General features: G+C 56.8%; 20 protein-coding genes, 1 tRNA gene and 1 riboswitch. Of the genes, 20 read left to right on the top strand and 1 reads right to left on the bottom strand.

Annotation, left to right across the window (positions count from 1 at the left end; all coding sequences use genetic code 11):
• Positions 1–146 precede the first annotated feature (146 nt).
• The 9 genes from rplU (at position 147) to ACTHUY_RS06250 (ending at position 9,668) form a co-directional block, all read left to right on the top strand.
• Positions 147–452, top strand: coding sequence for a 50S ribosomal protein L21 (gene rplU / locus ACTHUY_RS06290; protein ID WP_126703604.1), 306 nt, complete (start codon positions 147–149; stop codon positions 450–452).
• A gap of 19 nt (positions 453–471) precedes the next feature.
• Positions 472–729 carry a 50S ribosomal protein L27 gene (rpmA, locus tag ACTHUY_RS06285; protein WP_126703603.1) on the top strand — a complete coding sequence of 86 codons (258 nt, stop codon included), beginning with the start codon at positions 472–474 and terminating at the stop codon, positions 727–729.
• 70 nt (positions 730–799) lie between these two features.
• The gene (gene obgE / locus ACTHUY_RS06280; protein WP_441655732.1) at positions 800–2,317 is read left to right on the top strand and encodes a GTPase ObgE; all 1,518 of its coding nucleotides are present in this window, start codon (positions 800–802) and stop codon (positions 2,315–2,317) included.
• A complete protein-coding gene (gene proB, locus ACTHUY_RS06275; RefSeq protein WP_228201587.1) occupies positions 2,314–3,429 on the top strand; it encodes a glutamate 5-kinase in 1,116 nt (371 codons plus the stop codon). Before obgE ends, proB begins: the two co-directional genes overlap by 4 nt.
• A gap of 607 nt (positions 3,430–4,036) precedes the next feature.
• Positions 4,037–5,371: an ABC transporter substrate-binding protein gene (locus ACTHUY_RS06270; RefSeq protein ID WP_441678172.1), complete on the top strand. Its 1,335-nt coding sequence runs from the start codon at positions 4,037–4,039 to the stop codon at positions 5,369–5,371.
• 92 nt (positions 5,372–5,463) lie between these two features.
• Positions 5,464–6,309, top strand: a complete 846-nt coding sequence (locus tag ACTHUY_RS06265; RefSeq protein ID WP_441655823.1) for a carbohydrate ABC transporter permease — start codon at positions 5,464–5,466, stop codon at positions 6,307–6,309.
• 5 nt (positions 6,310–6,314) lie between these two features.
• Positions 6,315–7,220 (top strand): carbohydrate ABC transporter permease, encoded by a 906-nt coding sequence (locus ACTHUY_RS06260; protein ID WP_441655826.1) that lies wholly within the window; start codon positions 6,315–6,317, stop codon positions 7,218–7,220.
• Between the two features lie 5 nt (positions 7,221–7,225).
• Positions 7,226–7,858 carry a DUF624 domain-containing protein gene (locus ACTHUY_RS06255; protein WP_441678170.1) on the top strand — a complete coding sequence of 211 codons (633 nt, stop codon included), beginning with the start codon at positions 7,226–7,228 and terminating at the stop codon, positions 7,856–7,858.
• Between the two features lie 554 nt (positions 7,859–8,412).
• Positions 8,413–8,515: riboswitch (SAM riboswitch) on the top strand.
• A 253-nt stretch (positions 8,516–8,768) separates the two neighbouring features.
• A complete protein-coding gene (locus ACTHUY_RS06250; protein ID WP_441678168.1) occupies positions 8,769–9,668 on the top strand; it encodes a hypothetical protein in 900 nt (299 codons plus the stop codon).
• A gap of 581 nt (positions 9,669–10,249) precedes the next feature.
• Here ACTHUY_RS06250 and trxA read toward each other — a convergent pair.
• Complete coding sequence (gene trxA / locus ACTHUY_RS06245) at positions 10,250–10,627, bottom strand: thioredoxin (protein WP_126703596.1); 378 nt, start codon at positions 10,625–10,627, stop codon at positions 10,250–10,252.
• Positions 10,628–10,716: 89 nt separating this feature from the next.
• Here trxA and ACTHUY_RS06240 point away from each other — a divergent pair, with 89 nt between their 5' ends.
• The 11 genes from ACTHUY_RS06240 (at position 10,717) to ACTHUY_RS06190 (ending at position 22,037) form a co-directional block, all read left to right on the top strand.
• Positions 10,717–11,988 carry a glutamate-5-semialdehyde dehydrogenase gene (locus ACTHUY_RS06240; protein WP_441678165.1) on the top strand — a complete coding sequence of 424 codons (1,272 nt, stop codon included), beginning with the start codon at positions 10,717–10,719 and terminating at the stop codon, positions 11,986–11,988.
• The gene (gene nadD / locus ACTHUY_RS06235) at positions 11,978–12,694 is read left to right on the top strand and encodes a nicotinate-nucleotide adenylyltransferase (RefSeq protein WP_441678163.1); all 717 of its coding nucleotides are present in this window, start codon (positions 11,978–11,980) and stop codon (positions 12,692–12,694) included. The genes ACTHUY_RS06240 and nadD overlap by 11 nt, the downstream gene beginning before the upstream one ends.
• A 31-nt stretch (positions 12,695–12,725) precedes the next feature.
• The gene (locus tag ACTHUY_RS06230; RefSeq protein WP_441678161.1) at positions 12,726–13,883 is read left to right on the top strand and encodes a hypothetical protein; all 1,158 of its coding nucleotides are present in this window, start codon (positions 12,726–12,728) and stop codon (positions 13,881–13,883) included.
• Positions 13,880–14,254, top strand: a complete 375-nt coding sequence (gene rsfS, locus ACTHUY_RS06225) for a ribosome silencing factor (protein WP_126703592.1) — start codon at positions 13,880–13,882, stop codon at positions 14,252–14,254. The genes ACTHUY_RS06230 and rsfS overlap by 4 nt, the downstream gene beginning before the upstream one ends.
• Positions 14,251–14,862, top strand: coding sequence for a histidine phosphatase family protein (locus ACTHUY_RS06220; RefSeq protein ID WP_441655812.1), 612 nt, complete (start codon positions 14,251–14,253; stop codon positions 14,860–14,862). Before rsfS ends, ACTHUY_RS06220 begins: the two co-directional genes overlap by 4 nt.
• A gap of 74 nt (positions 14,863–14,936) precedes the next feature.
• Positions 14,937–15,009: transfer RNA gene (locus ACTHUY_RS06215), tRNA-Ala, on the top strand.
• A 216-nt stretch (positions 15,010–15,225) separates the two neighbouring features.
• On the top strand, positions 15,226–15,831 hold the full coding sequence (locus ACTHUY_RS06210; protein WP_441678159.1) for an excalibur calcium-binding domain-containing protein: 606 nt from the start codon (positions 15,226–15,228) through the stop codon (positions 15,829–15,831).
• 801 nt (positions 15,832–16,632) lie between these two features.
• Positions 16,633–17,715, top strand: coding sequence for an LCP family glycopolymer transferase (locus tag ACTHUY_RS06205; RefSeq protein WP_441655810.1), 1,083 nt, complete (start codon positions 16,633–16,635; stop codon positions 17,713–17,715).
• An 85-nt stretch (positions 17,716–17,800) separates the two neighbouring features.
• Entirely contained in the window at positions 17,801–18,931 is a 1,131-nt protein-coding gene (locus ACTHUY_RS06200) for a glycosyltransferase family 4 protein (protein ID WP_441678156.1), read from the top strand.
• A complete protein-coding gene (locus ACTHUY_RS06195) occupies positions 18,928–20,442 on the top strand; it encodes a hybrid nucleoside-diphosphate sugar epimerase/sugar transferase (RefSeq protein WP_441678155.1) in 1,515 nt (504 codons plus the stop codon). Before ACTHUY_RS06200 ends, ACTHUY_RS06195 begins: the two co-directional genes overlap by 4 nt.
• A 396-nt stretch (positions 20,443–20,838) precedes the next feature.
• A protein-coding gene (locus ACTHUY_RS06190; RefSeq protein WP_441678153.1) for an IS3 family transposase occupies positions 20,839–22,037 on the top strand; the annotation gives its coding sequence in 2 pieces (ribosomal slippage) (positions 20,839–21,118 and positions 21,118–22,037; 1,200 coding nt in all).
• Positions 22,038–22,067 lie beyond the last annotated feature (30 nt).

Raw genomic sequence — 22,067 nt, 5'->3', positions numbered from 1 at the left:
TGCTGAAAAACACAGCCGAATCCGCCGTTTATCGCGGTTCAGGGCTTGGCTGACAGAAACTGTTTCAAGTAGTATGGGACGTCGGTGCCCAACCGGGGCACAAGACTTTAATGTCCGCATACGTCAACCAGAGATGAGCAAACAACGTGGCTTACGCGATTGTCAAGGCTGGCGGCCGCCAGGAGAAGGTGTCCGTCGGCTCCATTGTCGTCATGAATAAGATCGAGGGCGAGGCCGGTGACAAGGTCGAGCTCGAGCCGATCCTGCTTGTCGATGGCGATAAGGTCACCACGTCTGCGGACGGGATTTCCGCAACGGTGACCGGAGAAATCGTCCGGGCCGAAAAGGGCCCGAAGATCGACATCATCAAGTACAAGAACAAGACGGGGTACCGCAAGCGTCAGGGGCACCGCCAGCAGCTGACCCGCGTCAAGATCACCTCGATCGCCTGAGTAAGGAAGGACCTGAACTATGGCAACCAAGAAGGGTGCATCCTCAACGCGCAACGGTCGCGATTCGAACGCACAGCGCCTCGGCGTTAAGCGTTTCGGCGGTCAGCTCGTGAACGCGGGCGAGATCCTCGTTCGCCAGCGCGGCACCAAGTTCCACCCCGGCAACAACGTCGGGCGCGGCAAGGACGACACGCTGTTCGCCCTTGCAACCGGCACCGTCGAATTCGGTGTCCGTCGCGATCGCAAGATCGTCGACATCGTTCCGGTTTCCGCCTGAACAAAATTTTAAACAGTGAGGGGTGGACGGCAGTGCCGTCCACCCCTTCTGCCATTCTTTGGAGGTAACGGTGGCTAGTTTCGTTGACAGGGTCGTTTTGCACGCTAAGGCGGGCAACGGCGGTAACGGCTGCGTGTCCGTGCGCCGGGAAAAGTTCAAGCCCCTCGGAGGCCCCGACGGGGCCAACGGCGGCAACGGTGGCGACATTATCCTTGAGGTTGATCCGCAGGTAACCACGCTACTTAGCTATCACCGTTCCCCACACCAGGCAGCCACCTCCGGCAAGCCGGGCGAAGGCGACCTCAGGATTGGCAAGTCCGGTGAGGACCTGATCCTCGGTGTACCCAGCGGAACCGTGGTCAAGTCCATGAATGGCGATATCCTTGCTGACCTCGTGGGCCCCGGCGCGCAGTACATGCTTGCCAAGGGCGGCCAGGGCGGTCTCGGTAACGCAGCCCTCGCATCCCCGAAGCGCAAGGCCCCCGGCTTTGCCCTGCTCGGTGACACGGGTGAACAGATCGACGTTGTTCTTGAGCTCAAGTCCGTCGCCGACGTTGCTCTCGTGGGCTTCCCCTCGGCCGGCAAGTCATCCCTCATCGCCTCCATGTCCGCCGCACGGCCCAAGATTGCCGACTACCCGTTCACCACCTTGGTTCCGAACCTCGGTGTGGTTGATGCTGGGGACGTTCGGTACACGATTGCCGATGTTCCCGGCCTTATTCCCGGGGCCTCGGAAGGGAAGGGACTCGGTCTCGAGTTCCTACGCCACATTGAACGCTGTGCAGTTATTGTTCACGTGCTTGACTGCGCCACCCTGGAGCCGGGACGCGATCCCGAGTCTGATCTCATGACACTGGAGCGGGAGATTGAGATCTACTCCCAGCAGATCCCGCCCACCCATGGCCACCTGCCGCTCATGGAACGCCCTCGCCTCATTGTTCTCAACAAGGCCGACGTGCCCGAAGCCAAGGAACTGGCAGCGTTTGTTGCCGAGGACCTGCGCAAGAAGTACCCGGTCCACATTGTCTCCGCAGTGTCCCGCGAGGGACTGCGTGAACTCTCCTTCGCTCTTGCGGCTCTCGTTACCGAGGTACGCGAGAACCAGCCCGAGGAAGAGCCCGCACCGATCGTTCTGCGGCCCGAGCCGCGTGGCGCCCGCAACGAGTTCCACATCAACCGCCTTGGCGGTAGCTCCGGCACCTTCTACCAGGTCCTTGGTGATAAGCCCGAACGCTGGGTCCGCCAAACCAACTTCGACAACGACGAGGCCGTCGGCTACCTGGCCGACCGACTCGCGAAGCTCGGGGTTGAGGATGAACTCGTTAAGGCAGGCGCTCTTGCTGGCGACACCGTCGTGATCGGCGATGTCGACGGGGGAGTGGTGTTTGACTGGGAGCCCACCATGGCAACCGGTGCAGAGCTCCTTGGCCCACGCGGTACGGATCTTCGCTTCGAAGAGTCCTCTCGCCCCACCCGTCAGGAAAAGCGGGATGCCTTCTACGAGAAGATGGACGCTCAAGAAGCTGCTCGCCAAGAACTGTGGACGGAGCGCGAGTCCGGAGTCTGGACCGATCCGGAGGAGCAGTGACCAGCGGATCAATAAAGTGGGGACTGGCCAACAGGTCGCTCGTCCCCAGCGCCCCCAAGTTCGTTGTCAAGGTCGGATCCTCCTCCCTAACGTTGCCTGACGGCACACTGAACCACGAACAGCTCAATATCCTCTCCGACACTCTCGCAGAGGCCTACAGCAGGGACCAGCGCTTCGCGCTCGTCTCCTCCGGCGCCGTCGCCGCGGGCGTCGGCAGTCTCGGCATGACGTCGCGGCCGACGGACATGGCGGGGCTTCAGGCCGCCTCCATGGTCGGTCAAACAAAGCTCATGGCCGAATACAGCGAGCGCTTCAACGCCCACAACATCAGCATCGGCCAAGTCCTGCTCACCGCCGACGATGTAATTCGCCGCAACCACTACCGCAACGCTCGCCTGGCTCTCGACCGGCTACTGACTATGGGGATCGTTCCCATCGTCAACGAGAACGATGCGGTGGCCACCTCGGAACTCAGGCTGGGAGACAACGACCGTCTCGCAGCTCTCATCGCCCACCTCATTGATGCTGACTTCCTGCTCTTGCTCACGGATGTGGATGCTCTTTACTCTGGCCCGCCCAAGGAACCCGGCTCGCGCCGGATCCCCTTCGTGGGTGACATGTCCGAGCTTCAGAACTATTCGATCACCGGCAGGGGTAGCTCCTTCGGTACCGGTGGCATGGCAACCAAGGTTACCGCCGCTCGCATGGCGACCGCCTTCGGTATCCCCACCATCGTCACCTCGGCCGACAATCTTGGTAGGGCCCTCGCAGGAGAGCCAGTCGGCACCTGGTTCGCTGCCACCGGCACCAAGTCGAACGCTCGAGCGTTGTGGATCGCCCATGCGGCACAGTCATCCGGTCAGCTTCGGCTTGATGCTGGTGCGGTTGCTGCCCTGGAATCCGGTGGCAACTCGCTTCTCGCCGTCGGTGTCACCGACGTTGTCGGAACCTTCGATCCGGGTGATCCCATCGACATCATCGGACCCGACGGCAACCTCGTTGCCCGAGGACTAGCTGGCTGGGATTCTGAAAGGCTCCGTGCCTCCGCCGGCGTAGCTGGCGCAGGCCGCCCCGCGGTCCACGTTGACGACATGGTGCTGATGCGGCACTGACGGAGCTTTCCGATCACCGCCCCATCCGTCGCACGCATGATTGAGGAAGACTGGTAGGGCTTCCGCCGATACGTCTACGAAGTGCGTGCCCGCAATGATGTTGGTGGGAGACAGGCAGAGCGCTCCCTTTCATTCCGGTGACGGGGAAAGACGCTCATTGTTGGAGCAGTCAAAATAGCTCGGTGTACGCCGAAAATGATTGCCCCGGTGCCACTCAACGAGCCTCTCAGAGCCGGTAGGTCAGAGTCCTCGTGGCACTCGACTGTGCCCCTGATTGGCCCAGATGCGTTCAGGTCGGCTCGGCTCGATCGTATTTGATTGAAGAGGATCGCTCACCTGGCATCCTTAAGCGAATTCTGAACTATCTGACCCTGGTGTCTGTGGCATTGAGCCGAGCTCCCAGTTCGTTCGCTTCGATTCGGCCAGATGTGCACTTCGTATTGGTGGATACTAGGTGTTTCGTCTTGGTGAATGAGAAAACCATGTGCCATGATATTGATCGTGACAAAACGGAACTTCCTCTGTACTTATGTCCAGGAAGTCTTCTGTGAACGCCTGTCGGCAAGGACGCCGATGGGTTATTTGGATGTCCGAAGGAGGACACATCATGTTCAACGCTAAGAGGGCCGTCGCTGTTTTGACGGCCGGCGCCTTCGCCCTTGGCGGTCTCGCTGCGTGCGGGTCTGACGATGAGGCGGAAGGTGGCGAGGGCTCGGTCTACTTCCTGAACTGGAAGCCGGAGTCCGAGGAAACCTACAAGGAGATCGCGGCCGCGTACACCGAGGAGACCGGTGTTGAGGTCAAGGTCGTTACGGCTGCTTCCGGTACGTACGAGCAGACACTGAAGTCTGAGATCACGAAGTCTGAAGCGCCGACCCTGTACCAGATCAACGGACCAATGGGTCTCGTGAACTGGCAGGAATACGCTCTCGAGCTCGATGACACTGATTTTGCTCAGGACCTGAACGATCCGGGCCTTGCCCTTCAGGGCGAGGACGGCAAGATCTACGGTGTGCCGCTGGCAGTAGAGGGCTACGGCATCATCTACAACCAGGCAATCTTCGAAGACTACTTCGCCATGGATGGCGCGGTCGTGACCTCGATGGATGAGATCAACAACTTTGACACCCTGAAGGAAGTCACGGATGACATGCAGGCTCGCAAGGACGAGCTGGGCATTGACGGTGTCTTCGCTTCCACCTCGCTTGCTACGGGTGAGGAGTGGCGTTTCCAGACCCACCTTGCCAACATTCCCGTGTTCTACGAGTACGACGAAGAGGGCGTGACCGACAAGCAGGAGATCGCTTTCTCGTACAACGAGAACTACAAGAATGTGTTTGACCTGTACCTGACGAACTCGACGGTGGAACCTTCGCTGACCCCGTCAAAGACTGTCACGGACTCTATGCAGGAGTTCGCAACCGGTAAGGCCGCCATGGTGCAGAATGGCAACTGGGCGTGGAGCCAGATCAGCGGCATCGAAGGCAACGTCGTTGCCGAGGACGATATCAAGTTCCTCCCGATCTACACCGGTGTCGAGGGCGAAGAGTCCAAGTCGATCAACATCGGCACCGAGGCCTTCATGGCTATCAACTCCGAAGCTTCCGAAGCCGACCAGCAGGCCACGATTGACTTCGTGAATTGGCTGTTCAGCTCTGAAGAGGGCATGGACTACGTGACCAACGATCTGGGCTTCATTGCTCCGTTTGAGTCGTTTGGCGATTCGACCCCGTCCGACCCGCTGGCAAAGGAAGTGAACCGGTACATGACCGACCCGGATCTGGAGCCGATCCCGTGGGTGTTCACCACCTTCCCGTCGCAGAAGTTCAAGGACGACTTCGCTGGCGGTCTTGCCCAGTACGCATCGGGCAACATGGAATGGAACGATGTTGTCGACATCTTCGTTTCCAGCTGGGCCTCCGAGAAGGCTAACCTGGGCTAATGCCTGAACGCTGGGGGCGGGGCGTCTGACCCGCCCCCAGCACCCCCTTTGTCCTACGGAGCGCAAGGACGCGCTCCAGAATTGAGACAAACATGCAAAGAGCACTAAAGAAGTATTTTCCAGTTTTCGTGGCCCCAACAGGCATCGCGTTCACCATCGCGTTCCTGTTGCCTTTTGTCATCGGCATCTACCTGTCGTTCTCCGATTTCACGACGATCTCGAATGCCGAATGGGTGGGCCTGGAAAACTATCAGCGGGCGTTTGATGAGAGCCAGGGCTTCACCAGTTCATTTGGGTTCACGATCCTCGTTGTCCTTGTCGCCGTTGTTTCGGTCAACATTTTTGCTTTCGCAATCGCGCGTTTGCTCACGCAGAAATTGCGTGGCACAAACTTCTTCCGCTCCGTGTTCTTCATGCCAAACCTCATTGGCGGCATTGTTCTCGGATACACGTGGCAGCAGATGATCAACGCCGTGCTCGCGAACTACGGCACCACGATCATTTCCAAATGGGAGTACGGCTTCGTGGGCCTAATCCTGCTCATCAACTGGCAGCAGGTCGGCTACATGATGATCATCTACATTGCCGGCCTCCAGTCCGTCCCACCCGAGCTCACCGAAGCATCCGAAATTGACGGTGCCACGAGGTGGCAGACCCTGCGCCATGTCACTATCCCGGTTATCATGCCCACGATCACCATCTGTGTATTCCTGACACTGGCCAATTCGTTCAAGCTGTTCGACCAAAACCTTGCGCTCACCAACGGTGCGCCGCAGGCGCAGACCGAAATGGTTGCCCTCAACATCGTGAACACGATGTTTGCCCGGATGGGCCAGGAAGGTGTCGGCCAGGCCAAGGCCGTTATCTTCGTAATTTTTGTTGTCCTGATCGCACTCGTCCAGTTACGGGCGACCCGAAGCAAGGAGGTCGAGGCATGAGCGCCATGATCGAACATGCTGAGAACGCCGCCGAACCCCTACCGGAGGGGAACCAGACGCTCTCAGCGGGGGAGAAGCCCAAGCCAGCACGCAACGGCTTCTTCTATGTTGTTCTTGTTCTCCTGGTCGTTGTCTTCATCGGGCCAATCCTGTTCATTGTCATTAACTCGTTCAAGCACAAGTTCTCGATCAGCTCCGACCCGTTCGCTCTCCCGATTGGGGACATGTGGGCGGGCTTGCAGAACTACACAACGGGCCTTGCCAGGACCGGTTTCTTCGAAGCCATTCTCTGGTCCTTCGTCATTACCGTTCTCTCGGTCGCTACCGTCGTGTTCTTCAGTGCTATGACGGCCTATTACATCATCCGGGTAAAGACCTGGTGGACTTCGGCCCTGTACTACCTGTTTGTGTTCTCCATGGTTATCCCCTTCCAGATGGTCATGTTCCCCACCGTGAAGATCGCCGACATGCTCCACTTCAACAACCCCTTGGGCATGGTGGTGCTCTATCTGGGATTTGGAGCAGGCCTATCGGTGTTTATCTTCTCGGGCTTCATCAAAGGTATTCCCCTAGATATTGAGGAGGCCGCCTACATTGATGGGTGTGGGCCGCTCCAGAACTATTTCCGGATCATCCTCCCCATCCTCAAACCCACCACCGTCACCGTGGCGATTCTTAACGCCATGTGGATCTGGAACGACTACCTCCTTCCATACCTCGTCATCGGCCTCTCCACCCGATACAAGACCATCCCTGTCGTGGTACAGATGCTGGTGGGCTCGAACGGCAACAGGGACATGGGAGCGATGATGGCAATGCTGGTACTCGCTATCATCCCGATCGTTGTCTTCTACCTCGTATCCCAGAAGCACATCATTGAGGGCGTTGTCGCCGGTTCCGTCAAGGGCTGATCGCTATGGCAGGGTGGCTCGCACCCGACACCAAGTTCTACAACGGGCTTGTCGCGGTAACAGAGGCGATCATCATCAACGTGCTGTTCGTCCTCTTCTGCCTACCAGTTATCACAGTGGGCGCCTCAGTAGCAGGCGCCCACGCCGCCCTCCTCCAGCAACTGCGGGAGGAGGGCTCCTCACCGGCCAAAACATTCTGGAATACCTTCAAGGAAACCTTCTGGCGAGCCACCATCTCCTGGCTACTCATCCTCGTCTTCCTGCTCCTGGCAGCCTGGGAGATCTGGGCTATCGGCCGCATGGACCTGGGACTGGCCGGCACCATCGCCACCGTCCTCTCCATCACCGGCACCATCCTCATCCTGGGCTTCGCCGTCTGGTACTTCCCCTACATCAGCCAGTACAAGGCCCCAATAGGTTCAGCAACTAAACGTTCAGCACTCCTAGCGTTCCGCTACCTGCCGCGTACTCTCCTCGCTCTCGCACTGCTTCTCATCCAGCCAGCGATTCTCTACTTCAACCCCGACATCCTCGGCGTCCTTGTCTTCGCGAACCTACTCATCCTCCCCGCCGCCATCCTCTACCTCCACGACATCCTCCTTGCCGCACCACTGAGGGCATACGGCAGCCACGAGTAGCCCAGGGATCAGGGGGCAGGTATCAGGGAAGCAGTGTGGGCTAGCTGGTGCCACCCTTACCGCAGGCTCCGCACTGGCATATGACGCAGTACTGGCTCCCGGATCGGTACCGGCCCATATTGGCCGGGAGGGTCTCTCCGCCGAATACGAGCTACTCTAGGCCATATGGAGCGAGACACCATGTGTCGCAGTATCGAGCGCGTCATGTGTGACAGACGTCTCCACAATGGAACTGCGCAGGACGGAAAATTTTGGATCTACCTCGGTCCTGCATAACCGATTGAACTGATTTGTGCAGTAGAGTGCCAGGAAAGGCGACTGCGCGCTTCTCGCGCTATTCCAACGAAATATCACCGTTCCGACCGGCCTCTTGGGTTGCGTATAGCGGATACGCCCTGCCGATAGGGGAGCGGCCCTGTGGCTCTTCAGAACGCTACCGAACGGTAGCTGCAAATCGCTAAATTTGACCTAATAATGCCATGAGATTCCCTGATCTCACGTAATGGGCGGCGGCGTCTTGACATGCGGACTAGGGACCGTGTTATTCTGGCCGTGGTCCAGAGAACCAGCGAAGAGCCCCGGCTAGCTGGTCGACAACCCCTCACGTGCGAGGGGTGCCCCGGGTGATGACCAGGCCTCAATCGGCAAGCGAAGCACCGTTCGCGGTGGGAAAGCACGAAGGAAAATAGCATGACATTCACGAATATTTACCAGACGACTGGGCAGTCCGTCCGAGTATCGGCTACGCACCGAATTCATCGAATGTATATGCGCACGCATAAGTCCATGGCCTGATCCGGCCAACGCGATCTACACCTGGGAATCTCATTATCCCTCCAGCGTCACTTACGCACCTTCACACATCAGCTCCAATTCGGAGCACTCTGCTATACCACTCTTAGGATTTACGATGACTATCCAGCTGCCCTCATCAAACCAAACCCGTTCCAGCTACCGCGTTCCCGCCCTCTCGATCGATCTGTCTGCCCTCGGTGCAGAAGTGCTCGACACCGATACCGACTTCGGTGAGGACTTCCCGGTAGAAACCTGCAACTTCGGCCGCCTGGCTTCCATGACCTCAGCGGCACTGACCGATGGTCTTGCAGGAGTCACCCTCGGAGCCTCCTTCCTGCTGCGATCCGATCTGCACCTGCGGGACTGCAGGCTCGATGCTATCCGCGCAGCCGTGAAGCTCACGTCCCGGATTACCGGCCCCATCTTTGCTTCCGTCACCGCCCACGAGGTCGGCAACGCCGCCCTCGACCTGGTCAAGGACACGGGCGTTGGTCTCGAGATCCACATCCCGCACGGGGAACTAGATGCCGCTCTCGATCTGGTTCGCCGTGCGCAGGATGCTGGTACTCCAGTCACGGTTGCCCTGACCGGTGATACTGCTCAGTCGATTGATCTCACTAAGCTCGGTACTGCTGTTGATACCGTTCGCCTTCGCGAACAGGATCCCCACACGGCCCGCGAGATCCGTTACTCCTTGCGCTCCGCAGCACTGGAAGCCGGACACGACCTTCAGGTTGTCTGCGATCTCTTCATGATCGTCTCGGCTTGCGCGATGGATGCGGAGGAGCGCGGCAATCTTATCTCCGCCATAGGTGCCGATCGCTACGCAGAAGGCTCGGCACGTGTTCTCGGTACCGTCCACGACGTTGCCGACCACGTAGAATCCTGGCTGGCCCTTGGTGCCGGCGATGCATTCACGATCCTCCCGGGTTCCCTTCCCACCGATCTCGCGTCCACTGTCTGCGGCGTTCTTCCTCTTCTGCACGCACGCCGCGAAGCCGAGGCCGCTGCCTAAAGGGAAGCTTTCCTCGAACAGGCATAGAACACGGATTAAAGGTCCGGAAGACCGAGCATTAGCTCGGGAAGCCTGGTTGCGCGAGGCTTGAGGGCTCTGTATCTGAAACCTCGAACGTTTGAATCCTCGAACGAGCAACGCCTTGGACGAAAAGTAAATTACGTGAACGGGGCGCGGTGCTTGCTGAGCGGCGCGCCCCTTTCACTCGCCATTTGCTCTGTTCGACAACAGAGCCTGGCGAAACCATCGACCTATAGTCCAAACCATTGCTCTGCACAGGCGATCAGATCGGGGGACGGGCTACTTTGATTCGTCGGTTTGGCAACGAAGCACAGCTTGTTCGGCTATGAAGAGTCGATAGGCACGGAAAGAGCAGGACGCTGCGCCTGGAATGGGCGCAATTCATCGATAGGGATAGTCCCTTGGATCCCAGGGATAGACCCTTGGAATAGGTGTCATGCCAGATCATGCCCAGTTCAGCTGCTTGGACATGAGTGTGGGGCGAGCATTTACTGCTCGCCCCACACAGAGTTCTGGTTATCCGCTAATAAGTAGCGGGCTACCAGCAATCGATCGAATGCTTAGGCCTGCTCGCCCTGCGCTGCCTGCTGCTCGGCGATCTGGGCGCGTACTGCGTCCATGTCGAGCTTCTCGGCCTGCTCAATGAGGTCCTCGAGTGCCGAAGGCGGGAGAGCGCCAGCCTGCTCGAAGATCTTGATGCCGTCACGGAACACCATGAGGGTCGGGATCGACATGATCTGGAAGCTCTGGGCGAGCTCAGTCTCTGCTTCGGTATCGATCTTTCCGAAGACTACGTCCTCATGCTCGTCCGATGCCTTCTCGAAGGTTGGCGCGAACTGACGGCACGGGCCGCACCACTCTGCCCAGAAGTCGAGGAAGACGATGCCTTCCTTGACTGTCTCGGTGAAGTTTTCCTTCGTGATTTCTACGGTCGCCATTTGTTGTCCTTACGGTCGGGTACCTCGAAAGGTGATACAAGGGCTTCAACTCACTGGACGATCGAATAATTCCCTATACGCTTATTCTCATGACGAACACGAGTGACGCAGTCAGGGCACTGGCGACAAAGGGGCGCGAAGCAGCGCAGATCCTTCGGGGAGCTTCGACCGGTCAAAAGAACGATGCACTAGCGGCAATCGCGCAATCCTTGGAGGCCAATGCAACGAAGATTGTGGTGGCCAACAAGTTAGATGTTGAGCGCGGAATAGAGAATGGGCTCACTGAGGCTCTCATCGACCGGCTAACTCTCGATGAGGATCGTATCTCCGGTATCGCAGATGCTGTCCGAGAACTCATTGCCCTGCCTGACCCGGTGGGTGAAGTTGTCATGGGCCGCACCCTGCCAAACGGGCTCGTTGTTCGTAACGTGCGGGTCCCCATGGGTGTGGTGGGCATGATCTACGAAGCCCGCCCGAACGTGACGGTCGATGCTGCCTGTTTGGCACTTAAGGCAGGGAACGCGGTTCTCCTGCGCGGCGGCAGCGCCGCCGAAGAATCCAACATTGTCCTTGTTGCTCTCATGCGTGAAGCAGTCGAGTCGGTGGGTATCCCGGCTGATTCCATTGCCTCGGTCGATGAGTACGGCCGCGAGGGTGCTACGGAGCTCATGAGGGCGCGGGGCTACATTGACCTTCTCATTCCCCGTGGCGGTACCGGCCTGATCCAATCCGTGGTCAAGGAATCAGTTGTACCCGTCATTGAGACCGGCGTGGGTAACTGCCACGTCTACATCAACGCTGATGCTGACCCGGAGATGGCACTGCCCATCGTTATTAACTCGAAGACTCACCGGCCCGGCGTATGCAACGCGGCTGAGACTCTCCTTCTTCACAAGGACTACCCGGAACCGGGTGCGATTCTGAAGGCTCTCGTTAATGCTGGGGTTACCCTCCACCTTGATAGCGAGGCCCGTGGCCTCGCGGAGGCCGCGGGAGCGGACTCCGCTTATCTCCGTGACGTGACTGAAGAGGACTGGGGCGAGGAATACCTGGCGTTGCACATGGCGGTGGGGATCGTCGACTCGGTTGATGACGCCATTGCCCATATCCGCAAGCATTCATCTGGGCACACGGAAGCAATCGTGACCGACTCTGTGACGGTGGCAAACAAGTTCACCGCCGGCATCGACTCCGCCGCAGTCATGGTTAACGCATCGACCAGGTTCACCGACGGCGGTGAACTTGGGCTGGGAGCAGAAATCGGTATCTCTACGCAGAAGCTCCATGCGCGTGGCCCCATGGGCCTGGCAGAGCTCACAACGACGACGTGGCGTGTTGAGGGCGCCGGACATGTCCGGTAGCAGCCACGACCGTTCCCACGAAACGGACCTCAGCTCCATCGAAGCACCGCACACTAAGGGCACTAGGCACCGCCGTATTGGAATCATGGGTGGGACATTCGATCCCATCCACCACGGTCACCTTGTCGCCGCCTCCGAGGTGCAGTACCGGTTTGGCCTGGATGAGGTGATCTTTGTTCCCACGGGGGAGCAACCCTACAAGCAGGACAGGGATGTCTCCCCGGCAGAGAACAGATACCTCATGACTGTGATCGCCACTGCCTCAAACTCACGGTTCTCCGTATCCCGAGTGGACATAGACAGGCCTGGGCTCACATTCACGATCGATACCCTGCGAGACCTACGTGAAATATACCCGGATGATGAATTCTTCTTCATCACCGGTGCCGACGTACTCCCGCAAATCCTCGAATGGAAAGACTCCGACGAGCTCTGGGAGCTCGCCCACTTTGTCGGAGTCAACAGACCCGGACATAGCCTGGTGACCGATGGTCTACCGCTCGACGATGTCACGGTCCTGGAAGTCCCCGCCATGTCCATCTCCTCCACCGATGTCAGGCGCAGGGAAAATGCAGGAATACCGATCTGGTATCTCGTTCCCGATGGGGTCGTGCAGTACATCAGGAAATACGGCCTGTACTCACCCAGTAGGTTCCCGCTCGTGTCCCAACCGGGAAGACCGGCGATTAAGACTCAAGGCAGGTAGACTGAACCTCAGTCACAGTGAAGGAGAACCGATGAGCGAACGCCGCATGACGCGACGGGAAATGCGCATGGCCGGGCTTCTAAAGCCAAAGTCGGCAGAAGAACCGGGAGAAACCCCGGTCCACGAAGAGCATACTGGCACGGGCCCCGAGCCCGCAGGCACACCCGTGACCGAGCCCGCGGCCGGCGAGTTGGCCGAAGGCCAAGAGCCTGCCGAGCAGGCTCAGGACGCCGTTGAACCCGCTGAAGACTCAGATAAGCCCGGCCTCGACAATCCTGGCACCCAAGCCGATGCTGGCGCATCTGTGGACGCTAGCTCTGAGAAGGTTACGTCCGCTGAGGAGACTGCGCCCGCTGACGAGCCCGCGCTCGCGGACGAAGAGCTGGATGCAACGGCCGCTCACGACACGGTCGGTGAGTTCGGGAAAACCTCCTATGCTTCCGCGGATGAGTTCGTTGAGGACTCCGCCACGGATGATGATCAGGTAGCCGAGGTTCCCGAACGACAGAGCGTTTTCGACAGGTTCTCATCGACCAACCAAGATCCGACCGACGTAGCTAGCGGGGGAGCGGTCGACGGCGATTCCACGGTCAACACGTCCGAACAACTTGCACAGAGCGGTAGCGCATGGACTCCTGCCGCTCAGAAGCAGGACCCGATCGACCAGTTCTACGGAGATCAGGTGGCTTCGGAGGAGAAGGCCGAAGATGCTGTAGAGAAGACTGCTGATAGCGATGGAAAGCCTGCGGATAAGGATCACAGGGATTCCGATTCTGATTCGGCTGATGCAGATAGCGGCGATCCTGCGACCTCAGAGAAGACGGATGCTTCAGCAAAGTCTGCTTCTGGATCCTCACGATTTGTCGCCGAGCCGGTCGTTCCCGCCGCAGGCGACGAGGATGAAGCTGATGAGGACGAGACCGAACATGACTTTGCCGGTGCTCTCCGTGCCGAACTGAAATCCCGTCCACCCGTTGAAACAGAATCATCGGCCAGAAGCGCTGACGCGGCCGAAGAAGAGGAAGCTCCGGCAAGCCGCTGGAAGACAATCGTTCTGTTCCTTCTTCTCATTGTCGTTGGGTTCGGGGTCGGTATCCTCCTCGGATCTCTTATCTTCTCCGGTGGTGGAGCTTCGGCATCAGCACTGGCAGTACCAGCATCTCTAACCTTCTACCCTGGAGTATTGTGACCGCGACTTCTACGTCCGTAACCAACGCCCGCGCCGCAGCAGAGGCAGCATTCGAGAAGCTCGCAACTTCAGTCACAGTCATTGACGTATCCGAAAGGCTCGCCTTTACGGATATTTTCGTTGTGGCTTCTGGAGAAACCTCCCGGCAGGTACGAGCCATTGTCGATGCTATTGATGAAGCCATGCACAAGCAGGGTGTAGAGCGTCAGCGTAGGGAAGGATACGAGGGCGAAGCCCGATGGATCCTTGCCGACTACGGTGACATCATCATTCATGTCCAGCAGGACGAAGACAGAGAGTTCTACGCCCTGGATCGCCTGTGGGCTGACTGCCCCCAAATCGATGTCTCTGATCTGGAGGGAGATCGTTGATCACTCGGATTATTCTGTGGCGACACGGACAGACCGACCTCAACAAGCAGCGCAGGCTCCAGGGAGCCTCCGACTACCCACTCAACGAAGCCGGTAGGGAACAGGCCAAGGCCGCAGCCCCCAGGCTCGCAGAGCTTGGACCCCATTACATCGTCAGTTCTCCGCTCGTGAGAGCCCGGGACACTGCCCGTGAACTCGAAGCCCTCACCGGCATCACCGCCGTCGAGGACCCGCGTGTAGCCGAACGTAGCTTTGGCTCGTGGGAAGGCCAGAACCTTGAGGAGATCGCCGAGCACTCGCCCGAGCGCCTCACCCTGTGGCGTGACGGTAAGGAACCCGGGGGAGACGTAGAAACCCGCGAAGCTTGCGGATTGAGGGTTGCGGAAGCGATTAACGAATGGACCGAGAAGCTCAGCGGAAAGGGTGGAAACACTCTGGTCATCGTTGCCCACGGTGGTGCTATCTCCAACGGTGTTATGACGCTCCTGGGAACTAACCCTTCAGAACGGCAGCCGATCGCCGGCCTGGACAACTGCCACTGGGCTGTGCTGACTCGGCAGGACAACAGGGTGCCGGGATGGCGGCTGGTTTCGTACAACGTCAATTGAAGCTGTGTGTCCCTTACCACCAGCAGTTAATTTGGCATTAGGTGGGTGTTTCGACATAAACTAGGGGAGCACTCGGGGCTATGGCGCAGTTGGTAGCGCGCTTCCATGGCATGGAAGAGGTCAGGGGTTCGAATCCCCTTAGCTCCACAAATGTGATGAGTCGGGACATAGGTTACAGATCTGTGTCCCGGCTTTTTACTTTTCCTGTCTTAATCAGTGGCTGTCGCTCTTAGATTTCTTGGGCCCAGAATTTTGTTATTCGTGGTTACTTCGGGTGGCGCCTTTAGGTGTTGCGGGTCATGGCAGTGTTGTGGTCTCCGGTTGCACGCGTGCGGGACGTACAGACGCTTCAGAGCATGGAAGTTGCCAAAGTTTATTGGCGTAGGCGCCTTCGCGGTAGGCGTTGTGGCTGGCGGTTGTGCGCCAGACTCCAGTGAGCTGGAAGCACTGCAAAGCCAGGTCTCAAACCTGGAGACTCAACTTGATGGCTGTGACGAAGAACTGGAGCGCATCCATCAGGAAGCCTTGGACGCAGAGGTTGCAGCGGGTGAAGAACTAGAGCTTGCCGTCGAAGAGGCAGTTGTTGACCTTGAGGCCGAGCGCGACCGTCTGAAAGAAGAGATTGAGGAAAAGACGAGCGAGCTTGCCCTGGTGTCGGCAGACCTAGAAACCGCATTGGAAGCTCAGGAGGGAGTTCCGGAGGAGCTGGTGGAAGAAGCGTCAGTTTCTGCACCTGCCGCGGTTGTAACGGCTCCCGCACCTCCAAGCACACCTCGGCCGTCTCAGGTCGCTGATCCAGCGCCAGTTGCGACCCAGGCTCCAGTCCCAGCTTCAGCGCCGGTTGCAACCAACACGTATTACAAGAACTGTACGGAAGCCCGCAATGAGGGTGCTGCCCCTGTTTACAAGGATGATCCCGGTTACGGCAGGCATCGCGACAGGGACGGTGACGGAATCGGCTGTGAATAGATATCGGCATCAACGTATGTTCGACAGGCAAGCGGCTGACAGGTGTAACTTGCAAGGATGCGAGCATTGGGATCTTCCCACAATGTGAGTTGACCGCTTTGCCCTGGGAAAACGTAAGGCCCCATCTCGACTACGAGGTGGGGCCTTACGGTGTGGCCAATAGCCACTGTAGACCCTTTTTCGATTCAATGGGGGCCTAATACGCAAAATATGACTGAAACGACCAATTGTCGAAAGTGCGATAGGACGAATGAGCACTGTTGCACTGTTGTCGGCTTCCGCTACGGGCGGTGAATTGACTTTCTGCAATACCATTACCAGAGGACGCTTGAGCTTCACGCCCGTGAATTCAGAAGCTGTGTTGGCCAGCAGGACCTGGTCGAATTCTCAAGTAGCCTGGGTTAGTTGATCTTTATCCTCGTTGCTTCTACGAGATTATGGAGTAGCGAGCCGGGCTCTCAATTCGATAGGCCAGGCTTCCGTCCGGGAGCCAGGGAGTATACGACGGATCGTTGTGGTTGTGATGCACATAAAAGGAGGCTTCGCTATTGTCGCTTCGCGCATCTAGCGACCCGTACTGCTGGTTCCGATAGCCAGCAGAGATCTGCCGTAGGAGCGACTGGCCTGAGCGGAAGCTGAGGGTGCGACGAGCACGTTGTGTTATCCGGTGGGACAATGAGTTGTTAAGTTCCTGATGGATCGGTGAGGATGAAAGCCCTGTCACTTGATTGGCTATACCGGGCTATCCTTGGAATCGGACTCGTACGGTGATGGTGCGTGAATGACAGGCAAGGTTTAAGTGTGACTGAGAATCAACAGGTCGATGTAGACAAGAAGAAGCCCAGGAAGAAGATGTCGACGGGTAAGAAGGCCGGTATCTTCATTCTCGTTACTGTTCTTGTCCTGGCTGCCGGTGTCGTTGGCTTCGGCTGGTGGGTACAGCGTCACCTCGACGGAATGATCGAACGTATTGACGATCCGTTTGGGGAGATCTCGAGCAGGCCAGAGATTCCGGATGAGGTTATCCAGGAAGCTGAAGAGGAAGACAAGGACCTCCCGGTCAATATCCTTGTTCTCGGTTCAGACTCGAGAATCTCCGCAGGAGATCCCAGTCAATGGCAGGTGGGAGCGCAGCGCACCGATGCCATCATGCTCATGCACATCTCAGGAGACCGTGAGAGTGTCTCCGTTGTATCCATACCGCGAGATACTTGGGTAGACATCCCAGGATGGGGTGAGGGAAAGATCAATGCAGCATTCTCCTACGGTGGTCCCTCTCTTATGATCCAAACAGTTGAAGAATTAACGGATGTTCGTATTGATCATTTTGCTGTCACAGATTTCGATTCCTTCTCGACCATGACAGATGCACTTGGGGGAGTGAGGATCACCCTGAACTCTCCACTCAGTGTTCCTGGCGGAACACTCGACGCAGGTGAACACCGCCTAAATGGTGAACAGGCCCTGAGTTATGTTCGTCAGCGGTATGGCCTGAGCGGGGGAGACTTCTCTCGTGTGCAGCGCCAACAGAACTGGATGCGCTCCATCATGCGTGAAGTATTCGATCAGAATATCTTGAGCGATCTCGGAAAGCTTACCAATTTCATTGAGACCGTAGCGGGCTCCGTGTCTCTTGATGAAGGGTTTACCATCGGAGAGATCCGAGACCTCGCGTACTCGGCACGCAACATCCGTCCCGGCAACGTTTATTTTGTGACTGCTCCGCACAATGGGACGGGCTGGTCCAATGACGGTCAGTCGATCGTCATGTACGACGAGGTGAACGGCGGCAAGCTCTTCGACGCGATCAAGAATGACGAAGCCGTGGAGTATCTCGAGACGAACCCGATGGGCGTAGCTATGCTTCCGTCGACCCCGGAATAGGTCAGATTAGGCTTTGTGGCTGTTATGATTTGCGAAGTTCCGTTTTAGACTTGGCCGTAGATTCTAAACTCGCTCGGGGTATTCAATGAAGTTATTGATCGTTGTTAATGTCGACTGGTTCTTTCTTTCACATAGGTTGCCGATTGCCATTGCAGCCAAGAGGGCAGGCTGGGATGTCCATATTGCAACAGCATTAACAATCGAGCGCAGTGAGATTGAAAAGTATGGATTTACCCTTCACCCGCTCAAATTGCATCGCACTAGTTCGTCCCCAGTGGGTCTTGGGCAGTTAGTTGTTGATCTCGTCAGGCTGTTCCGAAAGGTAAACCCGGAAGTATTGCACCTCGTCACGATTAAACCGGTACTGATGGGCGGGATAGCCGCAAGGCTAACGCGCGTACCAGGTGTCGTTTATGCGGTTTCGGGACTCGGCCACGTATTTATTGATGCTGGTGGGGTCTGGCAACGCGTTCGTCGTAGTGTTGTGCGACGCTTCTACGGTTTGGCACTCGGTGCCTCCAACAAGAAAGTCATTTTTCAGAATGAATTTGACCGTCGCGAAGTCCAAAGATCCGCTGGAATTTCCAACTCTGAATCAGAATTAATCCTGGGTTCCGGGGTGGATGTTGATGGCATCTCGGTCCAGCCTATGCCCGAGGGTCGAACTATCTTCCTTATGGCTTCTAGGCTACTTCGCACGAAGGGTGTTCGAGAGTTTTGTAGAGCGGCTGAAATACTTCACAAACGTGGTGTTGATGCAGAGTTCTTATTAGTCGGAGACTTAGATCAATTTAATCCTGCTGGCATCTCGGAAGAAGAACTCGAAGTTATACGACAGAGCGGAATCGTGAAGGTACTGGGCTATCAGGGTGATATTCCCGCGCTGATGGGACGAGCTCACGTGGTTGTTTTGCCGTCTTACTCTGAGGGGCTACCAAAGGTGCTAATCGAAGCGGCTGCAAGCGGACGTGCGATAGTAACTACCGATATCCCAGGCTGTAGAGAAACCGTGGAGTCAGGTCTAACCGGGCTTCTGGTACCGCCGAAGAATTCTGAGAAGCTTGCCGACGCAATGTTTTCCTTGGCGGGGGATCGGGAGTTAGCTTCGAAGCTAGGTGCGGCAGGACGAAAGAGAGCAGAACGCCTATTCCGAATACAGGACGTTGTCGCCAAGCATCTCAACATTTACAAGGAACTGTTAGGAACTCAGGTATGAAAATTCTGGTTACAGGTGCGACGGGATTCGTCGGCCAAGAGTTTATTAGGATGCTCGCTAGCAAGCCAGATGTAGAGGTTGTTGCTCTTGTGCGTGACTCTGGCAGAATTCCTAAAGATTTACGAAGCCGTGTCGATGATATTGTAGTTGCCGAGGACATAGCAACGTGGCGAGCGGATCCATCTACCGATCTGAATGTCGACGTAGTCGTACACCTCGCGGGATACGCCAGCGCAGGCGTGGATCTAGAGGAGCTCATGCGCACAAATGTCGGTGGCGCAGTCAATGTTGCGAAACAGTCTCAACTTCACCTGGGCGCCAAACGTTTTGTGTATGTGAGTTCGATCAAGGCCATGGGGGAGTCCAGCGAGCCCGGCCAATCGTTGGCGCCAGACGAACGGCCTCGGCCCGAGGACGATTATGGGCGATCAAAACTGGCTGCCGAAGATGCATTGCGGGAATATGCCGCCGCAAACGACTTGGATCTTGTCATCGTAAGACCGCCGGTTGTGTATGGCGAAAGGTCAAAGGGTAGTCTCGCACTTCTTCGCCGCTTGATCGAGAAGGGGATACCACTTCCAATCGGCAGAATCCGTAACAAGCGCTCGTTCATAGCGGTTGGAAACTTATGTGACGTTCTCTTGCTATGCTCCAGGCATCGGGAGGCGCCAGGAGAAACATTTCATGTGTCTGACATGCATGACCTGTCGACGCTAGAGCTTGCCGAGTCTATTGCTTCAACAAAGAATAAGCGGTTACGTACTTTCCCAATCCCAGTGCAACTGATGAGTCGCGTTGCTACTTTTTTTGGAAAGGGCACGATGACGCAAAGCCTAATAGGTAATCTTCAGGTAGACGCCTCGAAAGCGAAGGACCTATTAGGTTGGCGACCTCCTCAGAATGAGGAAACACAGCGGCTCACGCCAGGTTTAGTGCGAACTGAGATCAGGGCCCAGGGTTCCCAACGAATGGTCGATATTCTCCTTTCGGGAGTTGGCCTATTATTCCTCTGGCCACTTCTAGGTGTCATCTATGTTTTGGGTATTTTTGACACTGGCTCTCCACTATTCAAGCAAGAGCGAGTTGGTTTAAGGGAAAAGCCTTTCACTCTGCTGAAGTTTAGAACCATGAGACGCGATACGAAATCTGTGGCGACTCACCTTGTTGATGCAACAAGCGTTACAAAACTTGGTGGAATTCTTCGTCGGACAAAATTGGACGAACTTCCTCAACTAATAAACGTCTTTCGAGGGGATATGAGCCTGGTCGGCCCACGGCCCTGTCTGTTCTCACAGACGGAACTGATCGAGGAACGTCGAGCGCGTGGCGTCTTTGATGTCCGTCCGGGAATTACGGGTCTTGGACAAGTAACAGAGACGGACATGTCCCAGCCGCAGAAGCTTGCGCGTCTTGACGAAAAAATGATCCAAGAGAGCAGTCTCAAGTCCTATTTTAGGTACCTACTCCAAACAGTCTCTGGAAGTGGAATGGGAGACCGGGTCAAGCACTGAATCCAGTCAAGATTGGGTGGCGTCTTACTCATAGTTGTGGACCACCATATTCCTTCGAAAACGCTACACTTGCTGACAGTCCAGCCTTGTTTAAATGAAGATGGTGTGTGTAACGCACTTTCGAATAAACATGTAGTGGAGAGCTCTTAAGAGAAGTTCCCGAGACTCCGGCTAGTGGCCTACTGTCACTATTCGAGAACCCTCAAACTTGCTATCGTGCTGAAAGTTACCAGAGAATGATTTCTAGGTAAATTGACTACTTAACTGTCTCATAATCAAAAACTGATGAATCCATCTCACTTTGATTGACAATTCCGAATCAGTATGGCTTTCTAGCTGAGTGGAAATTGAAGTGTCCTGGGTTTTGTTCCTGCCTGTTTTTGAGGGGATTGGGACATGCCGAAAAGGTATTCCAAAGAATTTTGGGAACGAGCTGTCCGGGTGGTCCACGACCGTCTAGCCAGTGATGAGTCATGCACACAGTGGCAAGCGATTAATGAGATCGCGCCAAAGCTTGGTATTTCAAGACAATCACTGCGCCGTTGGAACGAGCAAGCACTCGTCGACACAGGACAAAAAGCGGGTGTGACCCGTGAGGAACACGAGGAAATTAGACGCCTCAAACGCGAAGACAGCGAGCTACGCAGGGCGAACGAGATCTTGAAACTTGCCTCAGCTTTTTTCGCAGCGGAGCTCGACCGCCCCGGGAGTCCATGATCGCGTCCATTGACATGTATCGCGATCAATACTCGGTCGAGCGCCTGTGCCGGGTCCTTGGTGATCATCTGGTGGGAGGTTTCATCACCTCTCGCGGCTACCGTGCAGCAAAAGTCCGGCCACCCAGTGCCAGGAGACTCCAGGATGAGGTTCTGGTTGGGGAACTATCACGGTTGCATGCCGAGAATTATGGCGTGTACGGGATCCGGAAGATGTGGCATGCTGCCAGGCGTGCTGGACTTGATGTGGGTCGTGACCAGGTCGCCAGACTCATGCAACAAGTGGGGATCCATGGTGTACGCCGGGGCCGTCAACCCGTGACCACGAGGCCAGCCTCGATCCCGGACACTCGCCCGGATCTGGTCCAACACCGCTTTGAGGCGGATCGTCCGAACAAGCTGTGGGTAGCTGACATCACCTACGTACGCACGGTATCCGGGTTCGTGTATACCGCGTTCGTCACCGACGTGTATTCACGCATGATCGTGGGCTGGTCCACTCGTTCAACGATGCGGACTGAGGCACTACCACTGGAGGCTTTGGAACAGGCGATCATGAATGCTCAAGACCAGCTGGCTGGGTTGACTCATCATGCGGATCACCGATCCCAGTACGTGAGCCTCGCCTACAACGAAAAACTAAATGAGTATGGGATCACTCCATCCACGGGCAGTGTCGCGGACTCCTACGATAATGCGCTGGCTGAGACGGTGAACGGCTTATACAAGGCCGAGCTCATCCATTCCCAGTCGTGGGCTTCCTGTGCGGAGGTGGAGTGGGCGACCCTCGCCTGGGTGTATTGGTGGAATAACCACCGGCTTCATGAAGCCTTAGACTACACGACCCCGGCGGAGGTGTCTGTGATCAACTATTTGTAGGTCGTTTCAGCTCTGGTTGTGTGCCATGTG

The organism is Flaviflexus sp. (assembly GCF_052087705.1).
GTDB classification, from domain to species: domain Bacteria; phylum Actinomycetota; class Actinomycetes; order Actinomycetales; family Actinomycetaceae; genus Flaviflexus; species Flaviflexus ciconiae.
The sequence above is the reverse complement of the archived record's forward strand: the minus strand, read 5'-3'. Positions and strand labels throughout refer to the sequence as shown.

Bases quoted from the DNA above. Each gene is read 5' to 3' on its own strand.
- ACTHUY_RS06230 (WP_441678161.1), top strand. From the start codon at position 12,726: ATGAGCGAACGCCGCATGACGCGACGGGAAATGCGCATGGCCGGGCTT.
- ACTHUY_RS06260 (WP_441655826.1), top strand. From the start codon at position 6,315: ATGATCGAACATGCTGAGAACGCCGCCGAACCCCTACCGGAGGGGAAC.
- ACTHUY_RS06250 (WP_441678168.1), top strand. From the start codon at position 8,769: ATGACTATCCAGCTGCCCTCATCAAACCAAACCCGTTCCAGCTACCGC.
- rpmA (WP_126703603.1), top strand. From the start codon at position 472: ATGGCAACCAAGAAGGGTGCATCCTCAACGCGCAACGGTCGCGATTCG.
- ACTHUY_RS06200 (WP_441678156.1), top strand. From the start codon at position 17,801: ATGAAGTTATTGATCGTTGTTAATGTCGACTGGTTCTTTCTTTCACAT.
- ACTHUY_RS06270 (WP_441678172.1), top strand. From the start codon at position 4,037: ATGTTCAACGCTAAGAGGGCCGTCGCTGTTTTGACGGCCGGCGCCTTC.
- ACTHUY_RS06240 (WP_441678165.1), top strand. From the start codon at position 10,717: ATGACGAACACGAGTGACGCAGTCAGGGCACTGGCGACAAAGGGGCGC.
- nadD (WP_441678163.1), top strand. From the start codon at position 11,978: ATGTCCGGTAGCAGCCACGACCGTTCCCACGAAACGGACCTCAGCTCC.
- trxA (WP_126703596.1), bottom strand. From the start codon at position 10,627: ATGGCGACCGTAGAAATCACGAAGGAAAACTTCACCGAGACAGTCAAG.
- ACTHUY_RS06195 (WP_441678155.1), top strand. From the start codon at position 18,928: ATGAAAATTCTGGTTACAGGTGCGACGGGATTCGTCGGCCAAGAGTTT.
- ACTHUY_RS06265 (WP_441655823.1), top strand. From the start codon at position 5,464: ATGCAAAGAGCACTAAAGAAGTATTTTCCAGTTTTCGTGGCCCCAACA.
- ACTHUY_RS06255 (WP_441678170.1), top strand. From the start codon at position 7,226: ATGGCAGGGTGGCTCGCACCCGACACCAAGTTCTACAACGGGCTTGTC.